Source organism: Streptomyces sp. NPDC005955 (assembly GCF_042871255.1).
GTDB lineage: Bacteria > Actinomycetota > Actinomycetes > Streptomycetales > Streptomycetaceae > Streptomyces.
Genome location: NZ_JBIAIF010000004.1, coordinates 219,314 through 239,536, shown reverse-complemented (window position 1 = coordinate 239,536; position 20,223 = coordinate 219,314). Strand labels below are relative to the sequence as shown.

Below are 20,223 nucleotides of genomic sequence, written 5' to 3'. Positions count from 1 at the left end.
GAACGCCCCGGACGGCCCCCGCCACTGGCCGGGGCCGTCCGGAGCGGTCCGCGCCGGCCGCGGACGCGCTCACTTCCCGGGCGGCCCGCCCGGCTCGCCGCCGCCCGGTGCTGCCGGCTTGCCGCCGCCCGGCGGCACGGCGCGGCGCAGCGTGCGGATCGCCGGGACCGCGAACAGCGCCGCGGCGCCCGCCAGACCGGCGCCCGCCGACACCAGCAGCAGGTGCTCCGGGGAGGCGAGCGCGAGGGCGGGGCCGGCCAGTATCTGGCCGAGCGCGATGCCGGACACCGAACCGGCCAACTCGTACGCGGAGACCCGGTTGAGCACCGCGGGCGGCGTGTGGGTCTGCACACTGGTCGCCCACATCACCGACCAGAACGCCAGGGCGCCGCCGCCGAGCGCATGCCCGGCCAGGAGCACCGGCAGACCGGTGCCGAACGCCACGCAGAGCGGCAGCGCCGTGTACAGCGCCATCGCCAGCGTGCCGGCTGCCAGCGGCCGGGCCGGTCTCAGCCGCAGCGCCAACAGGCCGCCGAGCACCGTGCCGGCGCCCAGGAAGGAGACGGCCAGCCCGTACGCGTTCGGTCCGAGCCGGTCACCGATCAGCGCCGAACTCAGCGGCACCAGAGGGCCGAAGAGCAGCACCCCGTAGACCACCCAGATGAGGATCACCGCCCACATCCAGGTGCGGGCGCGGAACTCCTGCCAGCCCTGGCGCAGGTCGCGACGGAGCGAACTGCCGGTGCGGGCGGCGGCGGTCTGGGTGTCCGTGGCCGGGGCGAGCCGGATGAGCGCCAGGCACAGGGCGCTGAGCGCGAAGGTGCCGGCGTCGATCGCGTACACGGTTCCGGCGCTGGTCAGCGCGATCAGGAGCCCCGCGCAGGCCGGGCCGAGCAGATGGGCCAGCGCGTCGGCCACCTTCAGCGTGGCGTTGGCCCGCTGCGGTTCACCGGCGACCAGGGGAACCATGCCGTTCGTCCCCGGCAGGAACATCGCGACGGCCGCACCAGCCAGTGCCGCCATGGTCATCAGCAGCCAGAACGGCGGCGTCCCGACGAAGAACGCGGCTGCCAACACCCCCTGGGTGAGCACGCGGACGAGGTCCGCGCCGACCATCATCCGGCGGGCGCCGAACCGGTCGGCGAACACCCCGCCGAACAGGACCAGGACGACGAACGTCCCCGTCCAGGTGCCGAGGACGAAGCCGACCCCGGAGATCCCGTACAGCGCGCCGACGGCGAGCGCGGTGGCCACCGGCATCATCGCGTCGCCGAACAGCGAGATCGTGCGGGCGGTGAAGAAGAGCGTGAAGCGCCGGTCCCACAAAGGGAGTCGGACGGGCGGCGGGGCGGTCGGCGGATCGGTCCGGGACGTCTGGGACGTTCGAGCGCGCAAGGTGGTCACCGCACCGATACTGGTTCGGCCCCGTCGGTCGCCCCAGTGTCCGAGACGACACGATGGGGTACTTTCCCGCCATGACGCTTCGTTCGCTGCCGGAGCCCCCCGCACTGCACCGGGTGGTGGCCCTGCTGCACCCCCCGCAGTCGACCTTCCTCCTGGCCTGCGCGGCCGAGGTGTTCGCCGACCACGGCCCGACGATCCCCGCCCGCTACGCGTTCGAGGTCTGCACCGAACGCCCCGGGCCGGTGCGCACCCGGGCGGGCTACGACCTGCTGGTCACGGCGGGGCTGGACGCACTGGAAAGCGCGGACACGGTGCTGGTCCCCGGCTGGCAGCCGGTGTCCGGCACCGAGGTGCCGCCGGCGGTGCTCGCGGCGGTCCGCCGGGCGCACCGGCGCGGCGCGCGGGTCGTCGGCATCTGCTCGGGTGCCTTCGTGCTCGCCGCCGCCGGGCTGCTGGACGGTCGGCGGGCCGCCACCCACTGGGCGTTGGCCGACGACCTGGCCGTCCGGTTCCCGCAGGTCCGGGTCGACCCCGCCGTGCTCTACGTGGACCACGGTGACGTCGCCACCAGTGCCGGATCGGCGGCCGGCGCGGACCTCTGCCTCCACCTGGTGAGCGCCGACCAGGGCGCCGCGTACGCGTTGCGGGTCGCCCGGCAGATGGTGATGCCGCCGCACCGTGAGGGCTGCCAGTTGCAGTACGCCGAACTGCCCACGTCCGGGCCGGTCGCCGACTCGCTGGCACCGCTCCTCGACTGGGTGGCCGAGCGACTGGACCAGCCGATCAGCGTCGCCGAGATGGCGGTCCGTTCCCGGGTCTCGACGCGTACGCTGACCCGGCGCTTCACCGAGCAGTTGGGCATCAGCCCCGGACGCTGGCTGTTGGCCCGACGGATCGCCGCCACCCGGGCGCTGCTGGAGGAGACCGACCTGCCGGTGGAGACCATCGCGCACCGGGTCGGCCTCTCCTCGGCCGTCAACCTGCGCCGGCGCTTCCACGAGGCCCTGCGCACCACGCCCGCCGCCTACCGGCGCGCCTTCCGGGTGGACGAGGCCGGTGAGGGCGGCCGCACTCCGGCTCCCGGGGCGTTCACCCCGGGACGGGCAGCAGCGGTCTAGGTCGGCGTCTCCCGCCGGGGCGTGCCGCGGAAGGTGGTGCGGTACGCGCGCGGTGACACGCCGAGGGCCTCCCTGAAGTGTTGCCGCATCGCCGTTCCGGTGCCGAAACCGGCACGGGCGGCGATGCGGTCGACCGGTTCGTCGGTGCGTTCCAGCAGCCGGCGTGCGTAGTCGAGCCGTTGCCGGCCGAGCCACTGCATCGGGGTGACCCCCGTCTCCTGACGGAACCGGCGGTTGAGGGTGCGCACGCTCATCGCCGCGTGCCGCGCCAACTCGTCCAGGGTGAGCGGCTCGTCCAGCCGTTGGAGGGCGTAGGTCCGGGCGGGGGCCGTGGCGGAGTCGTCCTCCTGCTGCACCGGCCGGTCGACGTACTGCGCCTGGCCGCCCTCACGGTGCGGCGGCACGACCGTTCCCCGGGCCACGGTGTTGGCCACCTCGGCCCCGTGATCGCTGCGGATCATGTGGAGGCACAGGTCGATGCCGGCCGCGACCCCGGCCGAGGTCAGCACGCCCCCGTCGTCGGTGTACAGGACATCGGGATCGACCTCCACCTCCGGGTACAGCGCCGCCAGTTGGGCGCACGACTTCCAGTGCGTCGTGGCCCGGAGACCGGTCAGCCGGCCGGCCGCGGCCAGCACGAACGAGCCGGTGCAGATCGAGGCGATGCGCGCGTGTGCCGGAACGCCTTCCAGAGCCGCCCGTACCGAGGGATCGAGGTGCCCCCTGGTCTGCGGCCCGTAGTCCTCGACGGCCGCCGGCACGACGACGGTGTCCGCCGTCTCCAGGGCCGCCGGGCCGTGCGGGACGTTGATGCTGAAGTCGGTGTCGGTGGCCACTTCTCCCGGCGCGGTCGCACAGGTCACCACCGAGTACAGCGACCGGCCGTCGGGCCCGGTCGCCGTCCCGAAGAGCCGGTGCACGATCCCGAGTTCCATCGGCAGCAGCCCGGGACGCACCAGCACCACCACCCGATGTGCCTTCGTCTCCGTCATGGCCAGATTCTTTCACTCGACGTCCAGCCGGCCAGTGGTGGGTGTCGTGAGCGCGCAGAAGGATGGCCACCCATGCGAGTCACCTCCCGACCCCAGCGCATGACCGTCGGCCACCGCTCGTGGTGGGTCGCCGTCGCCGCCGGCCTGACGATCGTCGTCGCCGGCGCCTTCGCCACCCTGCCCGGCATCCTCCAGGCGCCACTGACGGAGGACTTCGGCTGGTCCCGCGGCTCCATCGGCCTCGCCGCCTCGATCAACATGATCCTCTACGGGGTCACCGCCCCCTTCGCCGCGGCGCTCATGGACCGGTTCGGCATCCGGATCGTCCCCGCGGTGGCGCTCGCCCTGATCGCAGCCGGAGCCCTGCTCACCACCGTGATGACCACCGCATGGCAGTTCACCCTGTACTGGGGCCTCCTCGTCGGACTGGGCACCGGCTCCCTCTCGATGACGTTCGGCGCCACCGTCACCCACCGCTGGTTCACCGCACACCGCGGGCTGGTCACGGGCGTCCTGTCCGCCGCCAGCGTGCTGGGGCAGATGGTCTTCCTGCCCGCCCTGTCCTGGACCGTCGACCACCACGGGTGGCGACCCGCGTTGGTGACCCTGGCCCTCGCCGCCCTCGCCCTCACCCCCGTGGCCGTCCTCGCGCTGCGGGACCACCCGGCCGACACCGGTCAACGCCCCTACGGGAGCGACGTCTTCGTCCCCAAGCCGCCGCCGGTGGCCGGCGCCGCCCGCCGCACGCTCACCGTCCTGCTGAACGCCGCGCGCACCACCCCGTTCTGGCTGCTCGCCGCCGCGTTCGCCGTCTGCGGCGCCTCCACCAACGGCATCATGTGGACCCACTTCGCCCCCGCCGCGCACGATCACGGCATGCCGGTCACCAGCGCGTCCACCCTGCTCGCCCTGATCGGCGTCTTCAACGTCGTCGGCACCGTCGCCGCCGGCTGGCTCACCGACCGCATGGACGCCCGCCGGCTGCTCGCCGTCTTCTTCACCCTCCGCGGGTTGCTCCTCCTCGCCCTGCCGCTGATCATGGCGGCCACCGTCAACCCGCCGATGCTGGCCTTCGTCGTCCTCTTCGGGCTGCTCGACCTCGCGACCGTCCCGCCGGTCATCGCCCTGTGCCGCCGGTACTGGCGCGAGGACGGAGCCATCGTCTTCGGCTGGACCAACGCCGCCCACCAACTCGGCGCCGCGCTGGCCGCCGTCCTGGGCGGCGCCGTTCGTGACGCCTTCGGCACCTACGACCCCGTGTGGATCGCCCTCGGTGCCGGCTGCGCCGCGGCCGCACTCCTCTGTCTCGTCATCCCCCGTGCACCGCGGACCACCCCCGGCCCCGGTGTCCACGGGGTCAGCGCAGCCTCCGGGCCATCACCTGCTCCCGGGTCACGCCGTCGGACAGCACCTCCCCGAGCGCTTCCGTGAGGACGAACCCGTTGCGCCGGTAGAGGGCGAGGGCGTGCGCGTTCCCGGGGATCACCGAGAGCTCCAACGTGGTGGCGCCCGACCCCCGGGCCCAGGTCACGACCTCCCCGATCAGTCGGTCTCCGACCCGCTGGCCCCGCGCCCTGGGGCTGACCCACAGCGACCTGAGCGCACGCGTCCCGCCGTCCCCGGGGAGGCCCCGGACCATGCCCACGGGCAGCCCGTCGCGCAGCGCGACGACATGGAGGGAACCGGGGACGGTCAGGCTCGCGCGCCACTGCTCCCGGGCGCCGCCGTGCCAGTCGGCGATGCGGGACTTGAACGCGTGCGGCGCATCGGTCAGGGCGGCGACCCGGACCTCCTGCCACAGCGGCCAGTCACCCTTCGTGATCGTACGGAGAGTCACCATGCAGGGGAGTGTGCCGCACCGGGCCGGAAACAGTAGTGCACGCAGGGACGCCAGCGGCCGTGAGAGGAGACACGTGCAGGTCATGGTTCCGCAGGCGCGCCGTTCCCGATAAAGTGGCGCGTACACACTTGCGGTGGCGGTTAGGCAAGCCTTACCGTTCTCATCCGCACCATTCGGGGCTCGACCGTCTCTTCGGTCCGCCCGCGGCGAGCGCTTCACCGACGCAGCCTGGCCGTCCGCTGCCGGAACACTCGCCGACAGGACCCATGTGAATCACTCGACCCCAGGTCTGTACAGCCCTGCCCGCGAACACAGTGACTGCGGCGTCGGCTTCCTCACCCGCCTCGACGGGGAGCCGAGCCACGACGTCATCCGCAAGGGCGACGAAGCGCTCCGCGCCATCCCGCACCGCGGCGGCCAGTCCGCCGAAGGCGTCGGGGACGGCGCCGGCGTGAGCGTCGACCTGTCGGTGGAGTTCTTCGGCGCGATCACCGGCGAAGCGCTGCGCGCCGGACACTTCGGGGTCGCGAACTGCTTCGTCCCGACCGACGCCGCCCGCCGTGACGGTGCGGTGGAGCTCGTCGGCCGGAGCATCGCCGAGCAAGGGTTCGACGTCCTGCTGGTCCGTGACGTCCCGGTGGACCACGGCGTCGCCCGACCGGCCGCCCGCCAGTACCAACTGCCCATCGTGCAGTGGGTGTTCCGCGCACCCCAGGGCTGGGACCGCGCCGAGGTCGACACCGCCGCCAACCGCGCGCTGCTCGCCGTCGAGGCCGTCGCCTACGCCGAGGACGCCTACGCCGGGCTGTACCCGCTGTCGCTGAGCGCACGGACCCAGGTGCTCAAGGGACGCCTCAACTCCGGTGAGGTCATCGGGTACTTCCGCGACCTCTGCGATCCCCGGCACTCCGTCCGCTCGCTGTACTTCCACACCCGGTTCTCCACCAACACCGAACCGCACCCGACCATGGCCCAGCCGTTCCGCCTCATGGCGCACAACGGCGAGCTCAACACCGACCGCAAGAACCGGTTGTCCGACGAGGCCCTCGCCCGCGCCCGCACCCGCAGCATCGTGCGCCCGCCGGGGCAGTCGGACTCCAGCCGGCTCGACCAGACCCTCCAGAGCCGGGTGTTCGACGACGGCCTGGACATCGTCGAGGCCGTCGTGTCGCTCATGCCGCCCGCGTGGGAGAACGACCACACGCTGCCCGTCCCCGTCCGGGACATGCTGGAGCACTTCTCCCTCTACGAGGAGAAGAACGACGGCCCGGCAGCCGTGATCTTCAGCGACGGCGACGTCATCGGCGCCCGGCTCGACCGGCTCGGCCTGCGCCCGCTGCGCACCGTGGAGACCGCCGAGTACCTGATGGTCGCCTCGGAGGCCGGCCAGGTCACCTTCCCCGACGAGGAGGTCGTGCACCGGGGCCGCATCGAGGCCGGCGGCATGCTCGTCGTCGACCACCGCACGGGCCGCCGGATGCGCACGCGTGAGGTGCTCGACGCCCTCGCCGCGCGCCGCCCGTACTCCGAACTGCTCGCGGCGGCGCGGGTGAACCTCGACGACCTGCCGGCACCCGACTACGAGCGCGGCACCACGACGCTCGGGTACGACGGCGACCTGACGCTCCCCGGCCGGTACGTGGCGTACTCGCTGAACCAGGAGAGCTTCCGCTTCATGCTCGACCCGATGCTCGCCACCGGGTCGGAGCGGATCTCGGCGATGGGGTACGGCAACGCCATCAACGCGCTCAGCGACACCGAGGGCGGCATGGCGAAGTACTTCTCGCAGCGCTTCGCCCAGGTGACCAACCCCCCGCTCGACAGCATCCGCGAAGCCGACGGCATGAGCATGCGGATCGCGCTCGGCCCGAAGCCCGACGGCACCGGGCACACGAGCGGCCGGCAGCTCGTGCTGTCCTCGCCCGTGCTCGGACACCTCGACATGGTCCGGCTGCGCGACCAGCGGATCGTGCCGCTGGAACGCTTCGACATGCTCTACGTCCCGGTGCTCGGCGACGAGGGCGCGAACGCCGATGCGCTCCGGTCCGCACTGGAACGGCTCTGCGAGGACGTCGAGCGGTTCGCCACCGAGCGCGGCGGGATCGTCGTCCTCAGCGACCGGGCCATCTCGTCGACGCACGCTCCGCTGCCGGTGATCCACGCCGTCGCCGCGGTGAACCAGCACCTCATCGACACCGGGCTGCGCCTGCGCGTCTCGATCGTGGCGGAGAGCGGCCAGCTGGCCTCCTCGCACCACGTCGCGACGGCGCTCGGCTTCGGCGCCTCGGCGGTCTACAGCCTCAGCGCACGCCTGCGCGCCGAGGAGAAGTACCCCAGCGCACCGGCCCCCGCGGGCGAGGTCACCGAGACCGACCGGGCCCTGGCGAAGTTCCGCAAGGCGGCCGAGAAGTCCCTCGCCAAGACCATGGGCCGTGTCGGCCTGTGCACCGCCGAGAGCTACGTCGGCGGCGAGTTCTTCGAGCCGAACTACCTCGACACCCGCGACGACGTGTTCGCCCGGATCTTCCCGCACATGGAGGCCCCGGTCGGCGGCGTCGGGTTCGCCCGCATCGCGCAGACCGCCACCGACTGGCACGAGCGGGCCCGCACGGTGCAGACCGATCAGCAGATCCCGCTGCTCGGCCTGTTCAAGGAGCGCTCGGACGGCGCCGGCCACTCGTTCGGCGTCACGGCCGTACGCGGCTTCGGCGGCATGACCGAGGAGCCGCCGAAGTTCGGCCGGCAGGACGACCCGGACGCGCTGCGCCTGCTCACCCTCGGCCAACTCGACGACGCGTTCGGCATCACCGAAGCCGCCTACCAGAACACCGGGTACGACGCGCTCAGCGACGCCGAGATCGACGCGTTCCGGATCACCCCCGGGTACCGCTCCTTCCTGCGGACCACGCACGAGGAGCGCTCGCGCCGCCCGGCCGCGCTCCGCGACGTGCTCGCGCTGCCCGCGGACGTCACCGGACTGCGCACCCCGGAGGACTTCGCCCGTGAACTCGGCCGGTTCTCCACGACCGGCAACGAGAGCGTCACGGTCCGCGGTGTGGTCGTGTCGCTGGACCTGCCCACGACCACGGACGCGGACGAGGCCACGGACGAGGCCATCGAGCGGCAGGACGGCACGGTGACCGCCCGGCTGCGCCTCACGTCCACGGGTCCCGACGACGCCCAGCGGCACGCCGCCCTCGCCGACGGGCTTGCGCTCGCGCACCCGGGCGAGGTCGAGACGCTCGACGCCGGCCCGGACGGTGTCCTCGTCGCCGCCGTCGGCACCGCCGCACAGCTGCTCTCCCTCGTCGAGAACGCCCCCGACAGCCTGCCGCTCGACGAGGTGCAGCCCGCGCACGAGATCACCCGTGCGCTGGCCTCCGGCGCGATGAGCCACGGCGCGCTCGTGGCGACCGCGCACGAGGCCGTCGCACACGGCACCAACATGGTCGGCGGCATGTCCAACAGCGGCGAGGGCGGCGAGCACCACTCCCGGTACGGCACCATCCGCGGCTCCCGGATCAAGCAGTTCGCCTCCGGCCGGTTCGGCATCTGGGCCGGATACCTCGCCGACCCGATGCTCGAAGAGCTCGAAATCAAGATCGGCCAGGGCGCCAAGCCCGGCGAGGGCGGTCAGCTCCCCGCACCGAAGGTCACCGTCGACATCGCCGCCGCACGCGGCGGGACCCCGGGCATCGAACTGATCTCCCCGCCGCCGCACCACGACACGTACTCCATCGAGGACCTCGCGCAGCTCATCCACGACTGCAAGGCCGCCCGGGTACGGGTCATCGTGAAGCTCGTGTCCTCCGAGGGCATCGGCACCATCGCGGTCGGCGTCGCCAAGGCCGGCGCGGACGTCATCAACGTCGCCGGCAACACCGGCGGCACCGGCGCCGCCGCCGTCACCAGCCTCAAGTACGCCGGCCGCTCGGCGGAGATAGGCGTCGCCGAGGTGCACCAGGCGCTCGTCGCCAACGGGCTCCGGCAGAAGGTCGTCCTGCGCTGCTCCGGCGCCCACCAGACCGGTGGCGACGTCGTCACCTCGGCGCTGCTCGGGGCCGACAGCTTCGAGTTCGGCACGACCGCGCTGATGATGCTCGGCTGCGTCATGGCGAAGAACTGCAACGTGAAGTGTCCCGCCGGGCTCACCACCAACCCCGAGGCGTTCGAGGGCGACCCGCGAGCCCTGGCCCAGTACCTGCTCAACATCGCGCACGACGTCCGACAGATCCTCGCCCGCGCGGGTCTGCGGTCCCTGCGCGAGGCCCGGGGACGCACGGACCTGCTCCAGATGCTCGACCACCCCGCGAGCGTCGGCCGCCTGGACGTGCGCCGGCTGCTCGCGCGCGTCCCCGAGAAGGTCATCGCGGACCCGGAGTACCTGGAGAAGGACTTCACCACCGACGACGCCCTCATCGAACGGGTCCGCGCCGCCCTCCTCGACCGGCGCGAGCCGACCGCGCTGATCGAGGGCGTCCGCCTCGCCAACAGCGACAAGTCGGTCGGCGGGCAACTCGGCATCGACGTCGAGCGGCTCCTCAACCACGAACTCGACGCCGCCGACCTGGCCGGTGCCCCCGCGGTCGTGTCCGACGACCGCGGTCGCCGCCGGCTCGTCGACGGCGCCGTCCTCATCCGCACCACCGGCTCCGCCGGCCAGTCGTACGGCGTGTTCTGCAACGACGGCATCACCCTGGAGCACACCGGCACCGCGAACGACGGCGTCGGCAAGAGCCAGAGCGGCGGCCGGATCATCGTCCGCGCCCCCGGCGGCGGCAGCACCGAACGCGGCGGCAACGTGCTCGTCGGGAACTTCGCGCTGTTCGGCGCGACCGGCGGCCGGACGTTCGTGCAGGGCGAGGCCGGTGACCGGTTCGCCGTGCGGAACTCCGGCGCCACCGCGGTCGTGGAGGGCCTCGGAGACTTCGGCTGCGAGTACATGACCGGCGGCACCGTGCTCAACCTCGGCGGCTTCGGCAAGGGCCTCGGCAACGGCATGAGCGGCGGTTTCCTCTACCAGTACGACCCCTCGGGCGAGTTGTCGGGCCGGGTGAGCGCCGACTCCCTGCGGGTGTTCCGGGTCACCGACACCGAACACGGCGCCTTCCACGAGGAAGCCGTGCGGCTGCTCCTGGAGTGGCACGTGGAGGCCACCGGCTCACCGCTCGCGGCCCGGTTGCTCCACGACTGGAACACCGAACGCCAGCACCTGTACTGCGGGATGCCCAGGGCGCTGCTGCTGTACCAGGACGCCTCCGAGATCCTCGCCGCGGCCACCCGGGCCGAGCTCCTCGACGAGCTCGCGACGTCGATCGCCACGGACAAGCTCCGTGCGTTCAAGGTCGACTACCGCGACCGCCGCACCGTGCTCGGCGGTCGCGCCCCGGCGCTCGGCGACCAGGGCGGCGACGACATGTTCTCGCTGCTGTCCTCGTACACGGTGCTCGGCGTCGCACAGGACCTCGCGCTCAAGCGGGTGCCCGGAGCGAGCGGCCCGGACGACCCGCGGGTCGCCGAGGCCGTCCGCAACCTCGTGCTGACCGAGGACTTCTTCGTCAAGCAGCGCGTCGTCAAGTACCTGCGCGGCACGCTGGAGCGGTTCGACGACGACGAGCTCGCCACGCTCATCGCCGTCAAGCGCCTCGACGACTACAAGCGGGCACTGAACCAGCGCAACAACCTGAGCGTGGACGCTCCCGGCACCTACGGCTGGATCCTCCACCAGAACAGGAAGAACGCCGGCCGCGTCCGGGCCGCCCGGTTCGACGAACTGCTCGCGACCGCGGCCCTCACCGACCTGGCCGACCTGGCCGTCCGCCACCTCCCGCAGGCCCCGACCGAAGCGGTGACCACGTGACACTCATGTCCCCGACCGGGTCCCTGATCCCGGCCGACGCGCCGTTCTCCGCCGAACAGGAGGCGTGGCTCGCCGGGTTCATCGCCGGCATCGCCGCCGCCGGACGCCGGGAGACCGCGGCCGGCGACGCGCCCACCGCCACCATCGACGTCCTGTTCGGCACCCAGACGGGGAGCGCCGAGTTCCTCGCCGGCGAGCTCGTCGCCGGGGCCCGTACCCGGGGCCTCGGCGGGACCGCCGTCGAACTCGACGCGGTCACGCCCGAACAACTCGCCGGCATGTCCCACCTGCTCATCGTGACCTCGACGTACGGCGAGGGCGAGATGCCCGACAACGCCGGACTGTTCTGGGAAGCGCTCCAGGCCGAGGGGGCGCCCCAGCTGGAGGGTCTGCGGTACGCGGTCCTCGGGCTCGGCGACCGGGGGTACGACGAGTTCTGCCAGGCCGCGAAGCTCATCGACACCCGTCTGGAGCAGCTCGGCGCGACCCGTCTGCTCGACCGCGTCGACTGCGACGTCGACTTCGAGGAGCCGGCCGCACAGTGGACGGCGGCGGTCCTGGACCGCCTCGTCGCCGAGACCGGCGCGACGCCGGCGGGCGGGCCCGCCGCGGCGAGCCCCGCAGCCCCGGCTCCCGCCGCCCGCTCGACCTGGAACAAGCGCAACCCCTACCGGTCCCGCCTCGCGGTCAACCGGCTGCTGTCCTCGCCGGACAGCGCGAAGGAGATCCGCCACTACGAACTCGCCCTCGGCGACAGCGGGATGACGTACGCGGCCGGCGACGCGCTCGCCGTCGTCCCGGTGAACGACGGCGCGCTCGTCGGCGAGCTGCTCGCACACCTCGGTGCCAGCGGTGACGAGGAGGTCGACGGGCGCCCGCTCGCCGAGGTGCTGCGCACCGGACGGGAGATCCGCACCCCGTCGAAGGAACTCGTCGCCGACCTGGTCGAGCGGGCGCCGTCCAGCGAGCTCGCCGCGGTCGTCGCCCACGGCGACCGGTCCGACCTCGACTCCTGGCTCTGGGGCCGGGACGTCCTCGACGTGCTGCGCGACGCCGGCTCCTCGGCACCGGGCCTCGACGAGTTGCTGCCGTTCCTCCGGCCGCTCCAGGCGCGGCAGTACTCGATCTCGTCGAGTCCGCTCGCCCACCCGGACCACATCCACCTCACCATCGCGTCCGTCCGGTACGGCACCGGGCAGCGCCGGTACGAGGGCGTCGCGTCGACCTTCCTCGCGGACCGGGTCGGCGACCACGCGGAGCACCCGGACGTCGGCGTCTACGTCCAGCCGAACGCCTCCTTCAGCGTTCCGACGGACGACGACGCCCCGATGGTCATGATCGGCCCCGGCACCGGGATCGCGCCGTTCCGCGGCTTCCTGCACGAACGCGCCGCACGGGGCGCCACCGGCCGCAACTGGCTGTTCTTCGGTGACCAGCACCGACAGACCGACTTCGTGTACGAGGACGAACTCACCCAGCTGGGCGAGCAGGGTGTCCTCACCCGGCTCGACCTCGCGTTCTCCCGCGACCAGGCCGAGAAGATCTACGTGCAGACGCGCATGCGCGAGCAGTCGCGCGAGCTGTACGGGTGGTTGGAGGACGGCGCGTACCTGTACGTCTGCGGCGACGCCTCCCGCATGGCGAAGGACGTCGAGGCGGCGCTGCTGGGCGTCATCGCCGAGCAGCGCGGACGCGGTGACGACGACGCGGCGCAGTACCTGGCGGACCTGCGCCGGGCGAAGCGTTACGTGCGGGACGTGTACTGAGCATGGTGGGCGGTCATCCGGAGCCGCAGGACACCGACGGGCTGTGCGCGTTCGAGAAGTGCTGCGGCAGGAGGAACAGCACCGTCCGGCTGATCGACGCCCGGATGCCGGAGCTGGCGCACTGTCTGACGCTGTTCCAGCACGTCCAGGCGGTCACCGGCGGGCCGGTCGCCCGGATCGACCAGGCCGGCAGCTACGGGGTGCCGAGCCTGCGCGGTGAGGCGTTCACCGTGCAGCCGGGCTCGATCGCCCTGCGTATCGACGGCGACGGCCTCGTCGCGGCCGCGGTCGTCCGGGACGAGGGCACCGGGACGGTCACCCTGGACCTGTTCGACGCGGAGGGCCGCACCGTGCACCGCGGGCGGCTGCTCTCCGAGGCGGACCGCCTGCTGGTCGGCCTCGCCCGCCCGGCCGGCGTGGGCACCACGGTCACCGCACCGCCCACCACCCCCCGGGTGCCGGCGTGGGAGGACGGCGACCAGCTCGCGCAGCTCGACGCGGTCCTCATGGACGGCGGTGCGGCCCGGCGCGCGGCGTTCGACCGGTACCGCGGCGAGCACCGGGCGATCGACGTCGCCGTGGTACCGGCGGTGCTGGAGCACGTCTGCTCGGCGGGCCTGCCGATCGGCGTCGCGGTGTTCGCCCCGGCGGCCATGCAGGCGTGCAGCGGCCGGGTGCACGTCACCGAGCAGACCATCGGCGGTCAGGTGTTCGCGGCGGTCGCGGAGAGCTCGGTGGAGATCGAACTCGGGGCCGTCCGGGCGGGCCACCTCGTCCGCTCCACGGCGGCGCACGGACCGACCTCGGCGATCGAACTCGATGACGAGGAAGGGCGCTGCGTCGCGGTCCTCACGCAGTTCGGGATCGTCGGCGAGCAGGTGCACGCGGCGTGGGAAGACCTCGCAGAGTCACTGCCCGACGCTTAGACGTCACCACGCGAACACGAAGAGGGGGCGGATCGTCCGCATCGGACGATCCGCCCCCTCTCTGGTCTCGCTAGGTGGTGGCGCGACGCCCACCGGAGCGGCGCTCGGCGCCACGGCCGGCGTTCCCGGCGGCGCTGCCCGTGGCGGCCCGGCGGCCGGAACCACGCCCACCCGCACTCGCGGAACCGTTCGCGGCCCCGGCGGTGCCCGTACGGCGGCCGGAACCACGCCCGCCGGTCGGGGGAGTGCCGCCGCCGGTGGCGGCACCGTTCGCGGTCCGGCGCTCCCCACCGCTGCGGCCCCGCGTGCCGGTGGCGGCCGCGGCGCCCGCGGACTCGCCGGCGTTGCGGCGGCGTCGGCTCGATCGCCTGCTGGACCCGGAGCCGGCCTTGCGGTCGGACGCCTTCGGCGCCGTGGGCTGGGGGACCTCGATGGTGACGGCCACGCCGGACGGCTCACGGGCACCGGTGATGGTGGCCAGTTCCGTGTCGCTCGACTTGATGCGGGCCGTCTGGGGGCGGATGCCCGCGTCCGACATCAGCCGGGTCATGTCCCGCTTCTGCTCGGGCAGGACCAGCGTGACCACACTGCCGGAGCCGCCCGCACGTGCGGTGCGACCGCCCCGGTGGAGGTAGTCCTTGTGGTCGGTGGGCGGGTCGACGTTCACGACCAGGTCGAGATCGTCGACGTGTATGCCACGCGCCGCGACGTTCGTCGCCACCAGTGCCGTGACCTGGCCGTTCTTGAACTGTTCCAGGGTGCGGTTGCGCTGCGGCTGGGAACGGCCCCCGTGGAGCGCCGCGGCGCGGACCCCGACGGCCAGGAGCCGCTTGGTGAGCCGGTCGGCGGACCGCTTGGTGTCGAGGAAGAGGATGACCCGGCCGTCGCGGGCCGCGATGCGCGTGGTGACGGCCTTCTTGTCGGTCTCGTCCTGGAGGTGGAGCACGTGGTGCTCCATCGTGGTCACCGCTCCGGCGGACGGGTCCACGGAGTGCACCACGGGGTCGGTCAGGAACCCGCGCACCAGCCGGTCGATGTTGCGGTCCAGGGTGGCGGAGAACAGCATGCGCTGCCCGTCCGACCTGACCTGCCGGATCAGCTTGGTGATCTGCGGCAGGAAGCCCATGTCGGTCATCTGGTCGGCTTCGTCCAGCACGGTGATGCGGACCTCGTCGAGCACGCAGTCACCGCGCTCCACGAGGTCGTTGAGCCGGCCGGGAGTGGCCACGACCACTTCGGCGCCCCGTCGCAGGACGGCGGCCTGCTTGGTGATGGACAGCCCACCGACCACGGTGGTCAGTCGGAGGTTCACCGCCGTGGCGTACGGGGTCAGCGCCTCCGTCACCTGCTGGGCGAGCTCACGGGTCGGCACCAGCACCAGGGCCAGGGGGGTCCTGGGCTCCGCGCGCAGGCCCGTCGTGCGGGCCAGGACGGCCAGACCGAACGCGAGGGTCTTGCCGGATCCCGTACGTCCCCTTCCGAGGAGGTCACGGCCGGCGAGTGAGTTGGGCAGGGTGGCGCCCTGGATGGGGAAGGGGGCGATCACACCCTGTGCGGTGAGGGTCTTCAGCAGCCCTGCGGGCATGTCCAGAGCAGCGAAGTCGTCAACGGCGGGAAGTGAGGGGGTCGTGCTTTCCGGCAGCCGGAATTCCCTGGGCGACGATGCGGAGGGCGACGGAGATGTGGCGCGCCGATTCGACTTCTGGGGCCTGCGGGACATGCGGATATTTGCCTTCCTTAAAACAGCGCAAACCGGGGTCCGCACCATGACGGTGCGGACCCCGGTCAGTGGATACGCGTCCGGCTATCAGGCGGGGACGATGTTCTCCGCCTGCGGACCCTTCTGGCCCTGCGTGACGTCGAAGGAGACCCGCTGGCCCTCCTGCAGCTCACGGAAGCCCTGGGTCGCAATGTTCGAGTAGTGGGCGAAGACGTCGGGGCCGCCGCCGTCCTGCTCAATGAAGCCGAAGCCCTTTTCGGCGTTGAACCACTTCACAGTTCCCTGTGCCATAATATTTCTCCTTTTCGGGCAGAGGCCCCATCCGGAGAATGCCGGGAAAACAAATAATGCGCCTGAGGAGAAGCAATCCCGTCAGGCGCACATAGGTTCATGGGTACCACAACTGCAACTTCTTGCAGCTTAGCACAGCTCGCCCCTCGATGTGGATCACTGGGGCCGTGGTGTCGTGTCGGCCCGGCGGGGCCGGGCTCGGCGCTGTGGATCTAGTCGGGTGGGTGCGACCGGGTGCCTCCTCGCCCCGGTGCTCCCGGTGCTCCCGGTGCGTGATCGGCGGCGCTCGGCGCGGCGGGCCGCACGTCGGCCGTCGCAGTGGAACCGCCTGCCGGTCGTCCCCGTCGGTCGCCGCGGCCCGGGAGCGCTGCCGCTCCCCTGTCTCCATGGGGGCGGGTGCCCCCTGTGGGCTCGTCATGGAGCGGTCGTGGGGCCGCTGTTGGAGCGGCGCCCGTGGGCGTCCGGGGGCGCGGCAGTATCCCAATTCGCCATGGGCATTTCAAGCGTGGTCAACCCGTCACCGAGCCGGTAGGTTGTCGCTCGCACAGCGGACACGGAGGTCCGCATAGCGGCGATCCCGCTCCTGGACCTCCCTGGCCGGGGTGTTCTGGCGCTCCGTCACGAGGGACGGGCGCCTCCGTAGGAGACGGTCCTCGACGCCGTCCGCCCCTCCTGTGCCGTGCCCCACCACCGCCGCGTGATCGCGGCGAAGCTGTTCCACCTTCCGCGCCCCGCCCCGTTCCCCGGTGTTCCCCACCCCCGTACGGCCGGCGCGCGTTCCCCCACTCACCGGCCGTCGCCCCTGCGTGCGGCCGGACAGACGAAAGGTGTCAGCCCCTCATGCGCACAACTCCCCTCGGCGGCCTGGCCGCCGGTGCCCTCGGTCTCGCCCTTCCGCTCGCCCTGGTCCCGACCGCGGTGTCCGCCGCTCCGACACCGACCCCGCTGGTCAAGGTCGCCCAGGCCCCGACGGCCAGCGAGATCAAGGGCCAGTACATCGTCACCGTCAAGGCGGGCAACGACCCGGCCGCCGTCGCCGAGGCGCGCTCGGTGACTCCCGACCACGTGTACGACGCGGTGATCAACGGCTTCGCCGCCTCCCTGACGTCGACCGAGCTCACGGAGCTCCGCGCCGACCCGCGGATCCGGTCCATCGAAGAGGACCAGAAGGCCGCACCCTCCGCCACCCAGAACAACCCGCCGTGGGGCCTGGACCGAATAGACCAGCGCACCGGACGCAGCAACTCGTACACCTACAACGGCACCGGTTCCGGGGTCACGGCCTACATCATCGACTCCGGCATCGACACCAGCCACCCGGACTTCGGCGGCCGGGCCCGCAACGTCTTCGACGCCTTCGGCGGCAACGGCCAGGACTGCAACGGCCACGGCACCCATGTCGCGGGCACCGTCGGCGGTTCGACCTACGGCGTGGCCAAGGGGGTGCAACTGCGCGGCGTGAAGGTGCTGAACTGTCAGGGCTCGGGCTCCTTCTCCGGCATCATCGCCGGCTTCGACTGGGTCCGGCAGAACGCCGCGAAGCCCGCGGTCGCCAACGCCTCGCTCGGCGGGGGCTACTCGGCCGCCCTCAACAACGCCGCCACCGCCCTGGCCAACGCCGGGGTCCACACCACGGTGGCCGCGGGCAACAGCAACCAGGACGCCTGCAACTTCTCCCCGGCGAGCGCGGCGGGCGCCCTGTCGATCGCGGCCTCGGACTCCGGTGACGCCAAGGCCGGCTTCAGCAACTACGGTCGGTGCACCGACCTGTACGGTCCCGGCGTGAACGTCACGTCCACCCGGATGGGCGGCGGCACCACCAGCATGAGCGGCACGTCGATGGCCGCGCCCCACGTCGCCGGCGTGGCGGCGCTCTACAAGGGCACCAACGGCGACGCCTCCAGCACCACCGTGAACAACTGGCTGATCAACAACAGCACGCCCAACGTGATCCGCGGCAACGTCAGCGGCACTCCGAACCGGCTGCTGTTCAAGTCCACTCTCTGATCGTCCCCGTCCGGGGCCCGTCCTTGCGGGGGCGGGCCCCGGACGCGTCGGTGCGGGGCCGGCGTGCGCCCCCGTGATCCCGTGCCACGTCCCCAAGACCGGTGGTGGACCGTAGGGTTGGTCCGTGAGGACCGAGCGAAGGGGGACCAAGCAGTGGGGGAGCACACGGTGCCGGGCGGACATTCATGCCACACCCCGAGGCCGACAGGAGCGCCGAGGGCGTGGCACGGAACGGACCCGTACGGCATGACGACGACAGGTGCGTGGTGATGGGCGCGTTGCTCGCAGAGGTGCTGCCGTCCCGGGTGGTCGTCGCCGAGAGGTTCACCGATCCGTCGGACGTGTACCTCTTCCCCGAGGAGGAGGCCGTGATCGCCCGGGCCGTGGACAAGCGGCGCCGTGAGTTCAGCACCGGCCGGTACTGCGCGCGGCAGGCGCTCGCCGGGCTCGGGGTGGATGCCGTGCCGCTGCTCCCGGGGGAGCGGGGCGCGCCCGGGTGGCCACCGGGCGTGGTCGGCTCGCTGACGCACTGCGAGGGCTACCGGGCCGCTGCCGTCGCCCGCGACCACGAGCTGGTTTCGCTCGGCATCGACGCGGAACCCCACGGGCCGCTGCCCGAAGGGGTCCTCGGCAGCATCGCCCTGCCCGCCGAGGAGGGGACGCTGGCCGGCCTGGGACGCGAGCGGCCCGACGTCCACTGGGACCGGTTGCTGTTCAGCGCGAAGGAGTCCGTGTACAAGACCTGGTTCCCGCTGACCGGCGAGTGGCTGGGGTTCGAGGAGGCCGAGCTCTCCTTCGCCCCGGACGAGTCCGGCGGGCCGTCCGACTCCGTCGGGGGGACCTTCCGGGCGCGCCTGCTGAAGACCGGGCGCGACCCCCGGGGTCGGGCCCTCACGGGGTTCGACGGACGCTGGGTGGTGACCCGGGGCCTGGTGGTGACGGCCATCGCCCACGCACCGCAGTCCTGAGCCCCGCCCCGCGTACGGGTGCGGGGGAGCCCCCCTGACACCGGCCCACCCGGCGGGCCGGTGGGCTCAGCGCAGCACCGCCTTGACCAGTTCGGCCAACAACGCGGCGCGCACCGGAAGGTGTTCCACCACCACGTGCTCGTCCTGCGCGTGCGCACCGCCCCCGACGGCGCCGAGACCGTCCAGCGTCGGACATCCCACGCCCGCGGTGAAGTTGCCGTCGGAGGCGCCCCCCACCGCGGCACCGGTCAGCGGCGGCAACCCGAGGCGAGCGGCGGCCTCCTGCGCCAGGGCGAACAGCTCCGCCGACGCCTCCGGTTCGAGGGGCGGCCGGTTGGGGCCGCCACGGACGTCCAGTCGCGCGCCCGGAGTGCGCACGGGCAGGGCGCGCAACAGGCCGTCCACGCGGTGCTGGGCGTCGAGCGTCGGCACCCGTACGTCGACCGTGAAGTCGGCGCGGGCGGGCACCGTGTTGGCGGTACTGCCCGCGGAGACGAGGGTCGGGGTCAGCGTCGTCGTCCAGGAGGCCCCGGAGCCCGGCGATCCGCCGTTCAGCGTGGCGTCGAGCGCGTGGACGGCGAGGACCTGGTGCGCCGCTTCGACGCCCGCGTTCACGCCCTTCTCGGGTTCGAGTCCGGAGTGGGCGGCCTCGCCGTGCACCGCGAACGCATAGCGGGAGGTGCCCTTGCGCGCGGTCTTGAGCGCTCCGCCGTCAGCCGAAGCCTCCAGTACGAGGGCCGCCGTGCACTCCCGGGCCGCGTCCTCGATCAGTGCCCGGGAGGTCGACGAACCGACCTCCTCGTCACCGGTGACCAGGATCCGGACGCCGTCGAGCGACGGCAGAGCGGCCAGCGCGTGGAACATCTGGACCAGTCCGGCCTTCATGTCGAAGACCCCGGGTCCCCGGGCCACGCCGTCGGCCACCCGCCACGGCCGGGTGCTCAACGACCCCGTCGGCCAGACCGTGTCGTGGTGCCCCACCAGCAGGAGCCGCGGCGTCCCGAACGTCCAGGACAGATGGGTGACCCCGGCCACGACGACCGTCTTCGGGCCCGCTCCCAGCCGGTCCGTGCCCTGCCGTGCGACGACGGCGGCACTGCGTGCCACCGCCGCGTGGTCCGCCGAGAAGGACTCGCACCGCACCAGCTCCTCCAGGTCCGCGAGCATCGCCGTGAGATCCATGGCGCTCCGTCCTCCCTCGCCGGTGCGGGCGCCCGGCGTCGTCGTCCAGCATGGTCGGGACGTGCGGGGGAGGTGGCCGCACCGCATCGACGGCACCCGAACGCGTGGCGCTCGCCCACGGCCTGGACGACGCGGACCGGCCGGCCGCC

The 20,223-nt window shown here is 72.7% G+C and carries 13 protein-coding genes; 7 read left to right on the top strand and 6 right to left on the bottom strand.

Features of this window, described 5'->3' with window-relative positions; genetic code table 11:
- Positions 1-69: 69 nt before the first annotated feature.
- Entirely contained in the window at positions 70-1,404 is a 1,335-nt protein-coding gene (locus ACFYOU_RS12780; RefSeq protein WP_391305263.1) for an MFS transporter, read from the bottom strand.
- A gap of 71 nt (positions 1,405-1,475) precedes the next feature.
- Here ACFYOU_RS12780 and ACFYOU_RS12775 point away from each other — a divergent pair, with 71 nt between their 5' ends.
- Entirely contained in the window at positions 1,476-2,522 is a 1,047-nt protein-coding gene (locus ACFYOU_RS12775) for a helix-turn-helix domain-containing protein (RefSeq protein ID WP_391305261.1), read from the top strand.
- Here ACFYOU_RS12775 and ACFYOU_RS12770 read toward each other — a convergent pair.
- The gene (locus ACFYOU_RS12770; protein WP_391305259.1) at positions 2,519-3,514 is read right to left on the bottom strand and encodes a helix-turn-helix domain-containing protein; all 996 of its coding nucleotides are present in this window, start codon (positions 3,512-3,514) and stop codon (positions 2,519-2,521) included. The genes ACFYOU_RS12775 and ACFYOU_RS12770 overlap by 4 nt on opposite strands.
- A gap of 72 nt (positions 3,515-3,586) precedes the next feature.
- Here ACFYOU_RS12770 and ACFYOU_RS12765 point away from each other — a divergent pair, with 72 nt between their 5' ends.
- Positions 3,587-4,945 carry an MFS transporter gene (locus tag ACFYOU_RS12765; protein ID WP_391305258.1) on the top strand — a complete coding sequence of 453 codons (1,359 nt, stop codon included), beginning with the start codon at positions 3,587-3,589 and terminating at the stop codon, positions 4,943-4,945.
- Here the strand turns inward: ACFYOU_RS12765 and ACFYOU_RS12760 are convergent.
- Positions 4,872-5,354, bottom strand: coding sequence for a GNAT family N-acetyltransferase (locus ACFYOU_RS12760; protein WP_391305256.1), 483 nt, complete (start codon positions 5,352-5,354; stop codon positions 4,872-4,874). The genes ACFYOU_RS12765 and ACFYOU_RS12760 overlap by 74 nt on opposite strands.
- Before the next feature lie 268 nt (positions 5,355-5,622).
- Between ACFYOU_RS12760 and ACFYOU_RS12755 the strand changes: the two genes are divergently transcribed.
- Genes ACFYOU_RS12755 through ACFYOU_RS12745 form a run of 3 tightly spaced genes read left to right on the top strand, consistent with a single transcriptional unit; the run spans position 5,623 to position 13,906 of the window.
- Entirely contained in the window at positions 5,623-11,214 is a 5,592-nt protein-coding gene (locus ACFYOU_RS12755) for a glutamate synthase-related protein (RefSeq protein WP_391305255.1), read from the top strand.
- A 5-nt stretch (positions 11,215-11,219) separates the two neighbouring features.
- Complete coding sequence (locus ACFYOU_RS12750; RefSeq protein ID WP_391305790.1) at positions 11,220-12,980, top strand: sulfite reductase subunit alpha; 1,761 nt, start codon at positions 11,220-11,222, stop codon at positions 12,978-12,980.
- 2 nt (positions 12,981-12,982) lie between these two features.
- Positions 12,983-13,906: a hypothetical protein gene (locus ACFYOU_RS12745; protein ID WP_391305253.1), complete on the top strand. Its 924-nt coding sequence runs from the start codon at positions 12,983-12,985 to the stop codon at positions 13,904-13,906.
- A 70-nt stretch (positions 13,907-13,976) separates the two neighbouring features.
- On the opposite strand, the gene ACFYOU_RS12740 is transcribed toward ACFYOU_RS12745, so the two are convergent.
- The gene (locus tag ACFYOU_RS12740; RefSeq protein ID WP_391305252.1) at positions 13,977-15,626 is read right to left on the bottom strand and encodes a DEAD/DEAH box helicase; all 1,650 of its coding nucleotides are present in this window, start codon (positions 15,624-15,626) and stop codon (positions 13,977-13,979) included.
- Between the two features lie 87 nt (positions 15,627-15,713).
- Entirely contained in the window at positions 15,714-15,917 is a 204-nt protein-coding gene (locus ACFYOU_RS12735; RefSeq protein ID WP_030069301.1) for a cold-shock protein, read from the bottom strand.
- An 840-nt stretch (positions 15,918-16,757) separates the two neighbouring features.
- Between ACFYOU_RS12735 and ACFYOU_RS12730 the strand changes: the two genes are divergently transcribed.
- Positions 16,758-17,924, top strand: a complete 1,167-nt coding sequence (locus ACFYOU_RS12730) for a S8 family serine peptidase (RefSeq protein ID WP_391305249.1) — start codon at positions 16,758-16,760, stop codon at positions 17,922-17,924.
- A gap of 278 nt (positions 17,925-18,202) precedes the next feature.
- Entirely contained in the window at positions 18,203-18,892 is a 690-nt protein-coding gene (locus ACFYOU_RS12725) for a 4'-phosphopantetheinyl transferase superfamily protein (protein WP_391305788.1), read from the top strand.
- Between the two features lie 66 nt (positions 18,893-18,958).
- On the opposite strand, the gene ACFYOU_RS12720 is transcribed toward ACFYOU_RS12725, so the two are convergent.
- Positions 18,959-20,059 (bottom strand): M20/M25/M40 family metallo-hydrolase, encoded by a 1,101-nt coding sequence (locus ACFYOU_RS12720; protein WP_391305786.1) that lies wholly within the window; start codon positions 20,057-20,059, stop codon positions 18,959-18,961.
- Between the last annotated feature and the right edge of the window lie 164 nt (positions 20,060-20,223).

Bases quoted from the DNA above. Each gene is read 5' to 3' on its own strand.
- ACFYOU_RS12730 (WP_391305249.1), top strand. From the start codon at position 16,758: ATGCGCACAACTCCCCTCGGCGGCCTGGCCGCCGGTGCCCTCGGTCTC.
- ACFYOU_RS12765 (WP_391305258.1), top strand. From the start codon at position 3,587: ATGCGAGTCACCTCCCGACCCCAGCGCATGACCGTCGGCCACCGCTCG.
- ACFYOU_RS12770 (WP_391305259.1), bottom strand. From the start codon at position 3,514: ATGACGGAGACGAAGGCACATCGGGTGGTGGTGCTGGTGCGTCCCGGG.
- ACFYOU_RS12775 (WP_391305261.1), top strand. From the start codon at position 1,476: ATGACGCTTCGTTCGCTGCCGGAGCCCCCCGCACTGCACCGGGTGGTG.
- ACFYOU_RS12750 (WP_391305790.1), top strand. From the start codon at position 11,220: ATGTCCCCGACCGGGTCCCTGATCCCGGCCGACGCGCCGTTCTCCGCC.
- ACFYOU_RS12760 (WP_391305256.1), bottom strand. From the start codon at position 5,354: ATGGTGACTCTCCGTACGATCACGAAGGGTGACTGGCCGCTGTGGCAG.
- ACFYOU_RS12735 (WP_030069301.1), bottom strand. From the start codon at position 15,917: ATGGCACAGGGAACTGTGAAGTGGTTCAACGCCGAAAAGGGCTTCGGC.
- ACFYOU_RS12745 (WP_391305253.1), top strand. From the start codon at position 12,983: ATGGTGGGCGGTCATCCGGAGCCGCAGGACACCGACGGGCTGTGCGCG.
- ACFYOU_RS12740 (WP_391305252.1), bottom strand. From the start codon at position 15,626: ATGTCCCGCAGGCCCCAGAAGTCGAATCGGCGCGCCACATCTCCGTCG.
- ACFYOU_RS12720 (WP_391305786.1), bottom strand. From the start codon at position 20,059: ATGCTCGCGGACCTGGAGGAGCTGGTGCGGTGCGAGTCCTTCTCGGCG.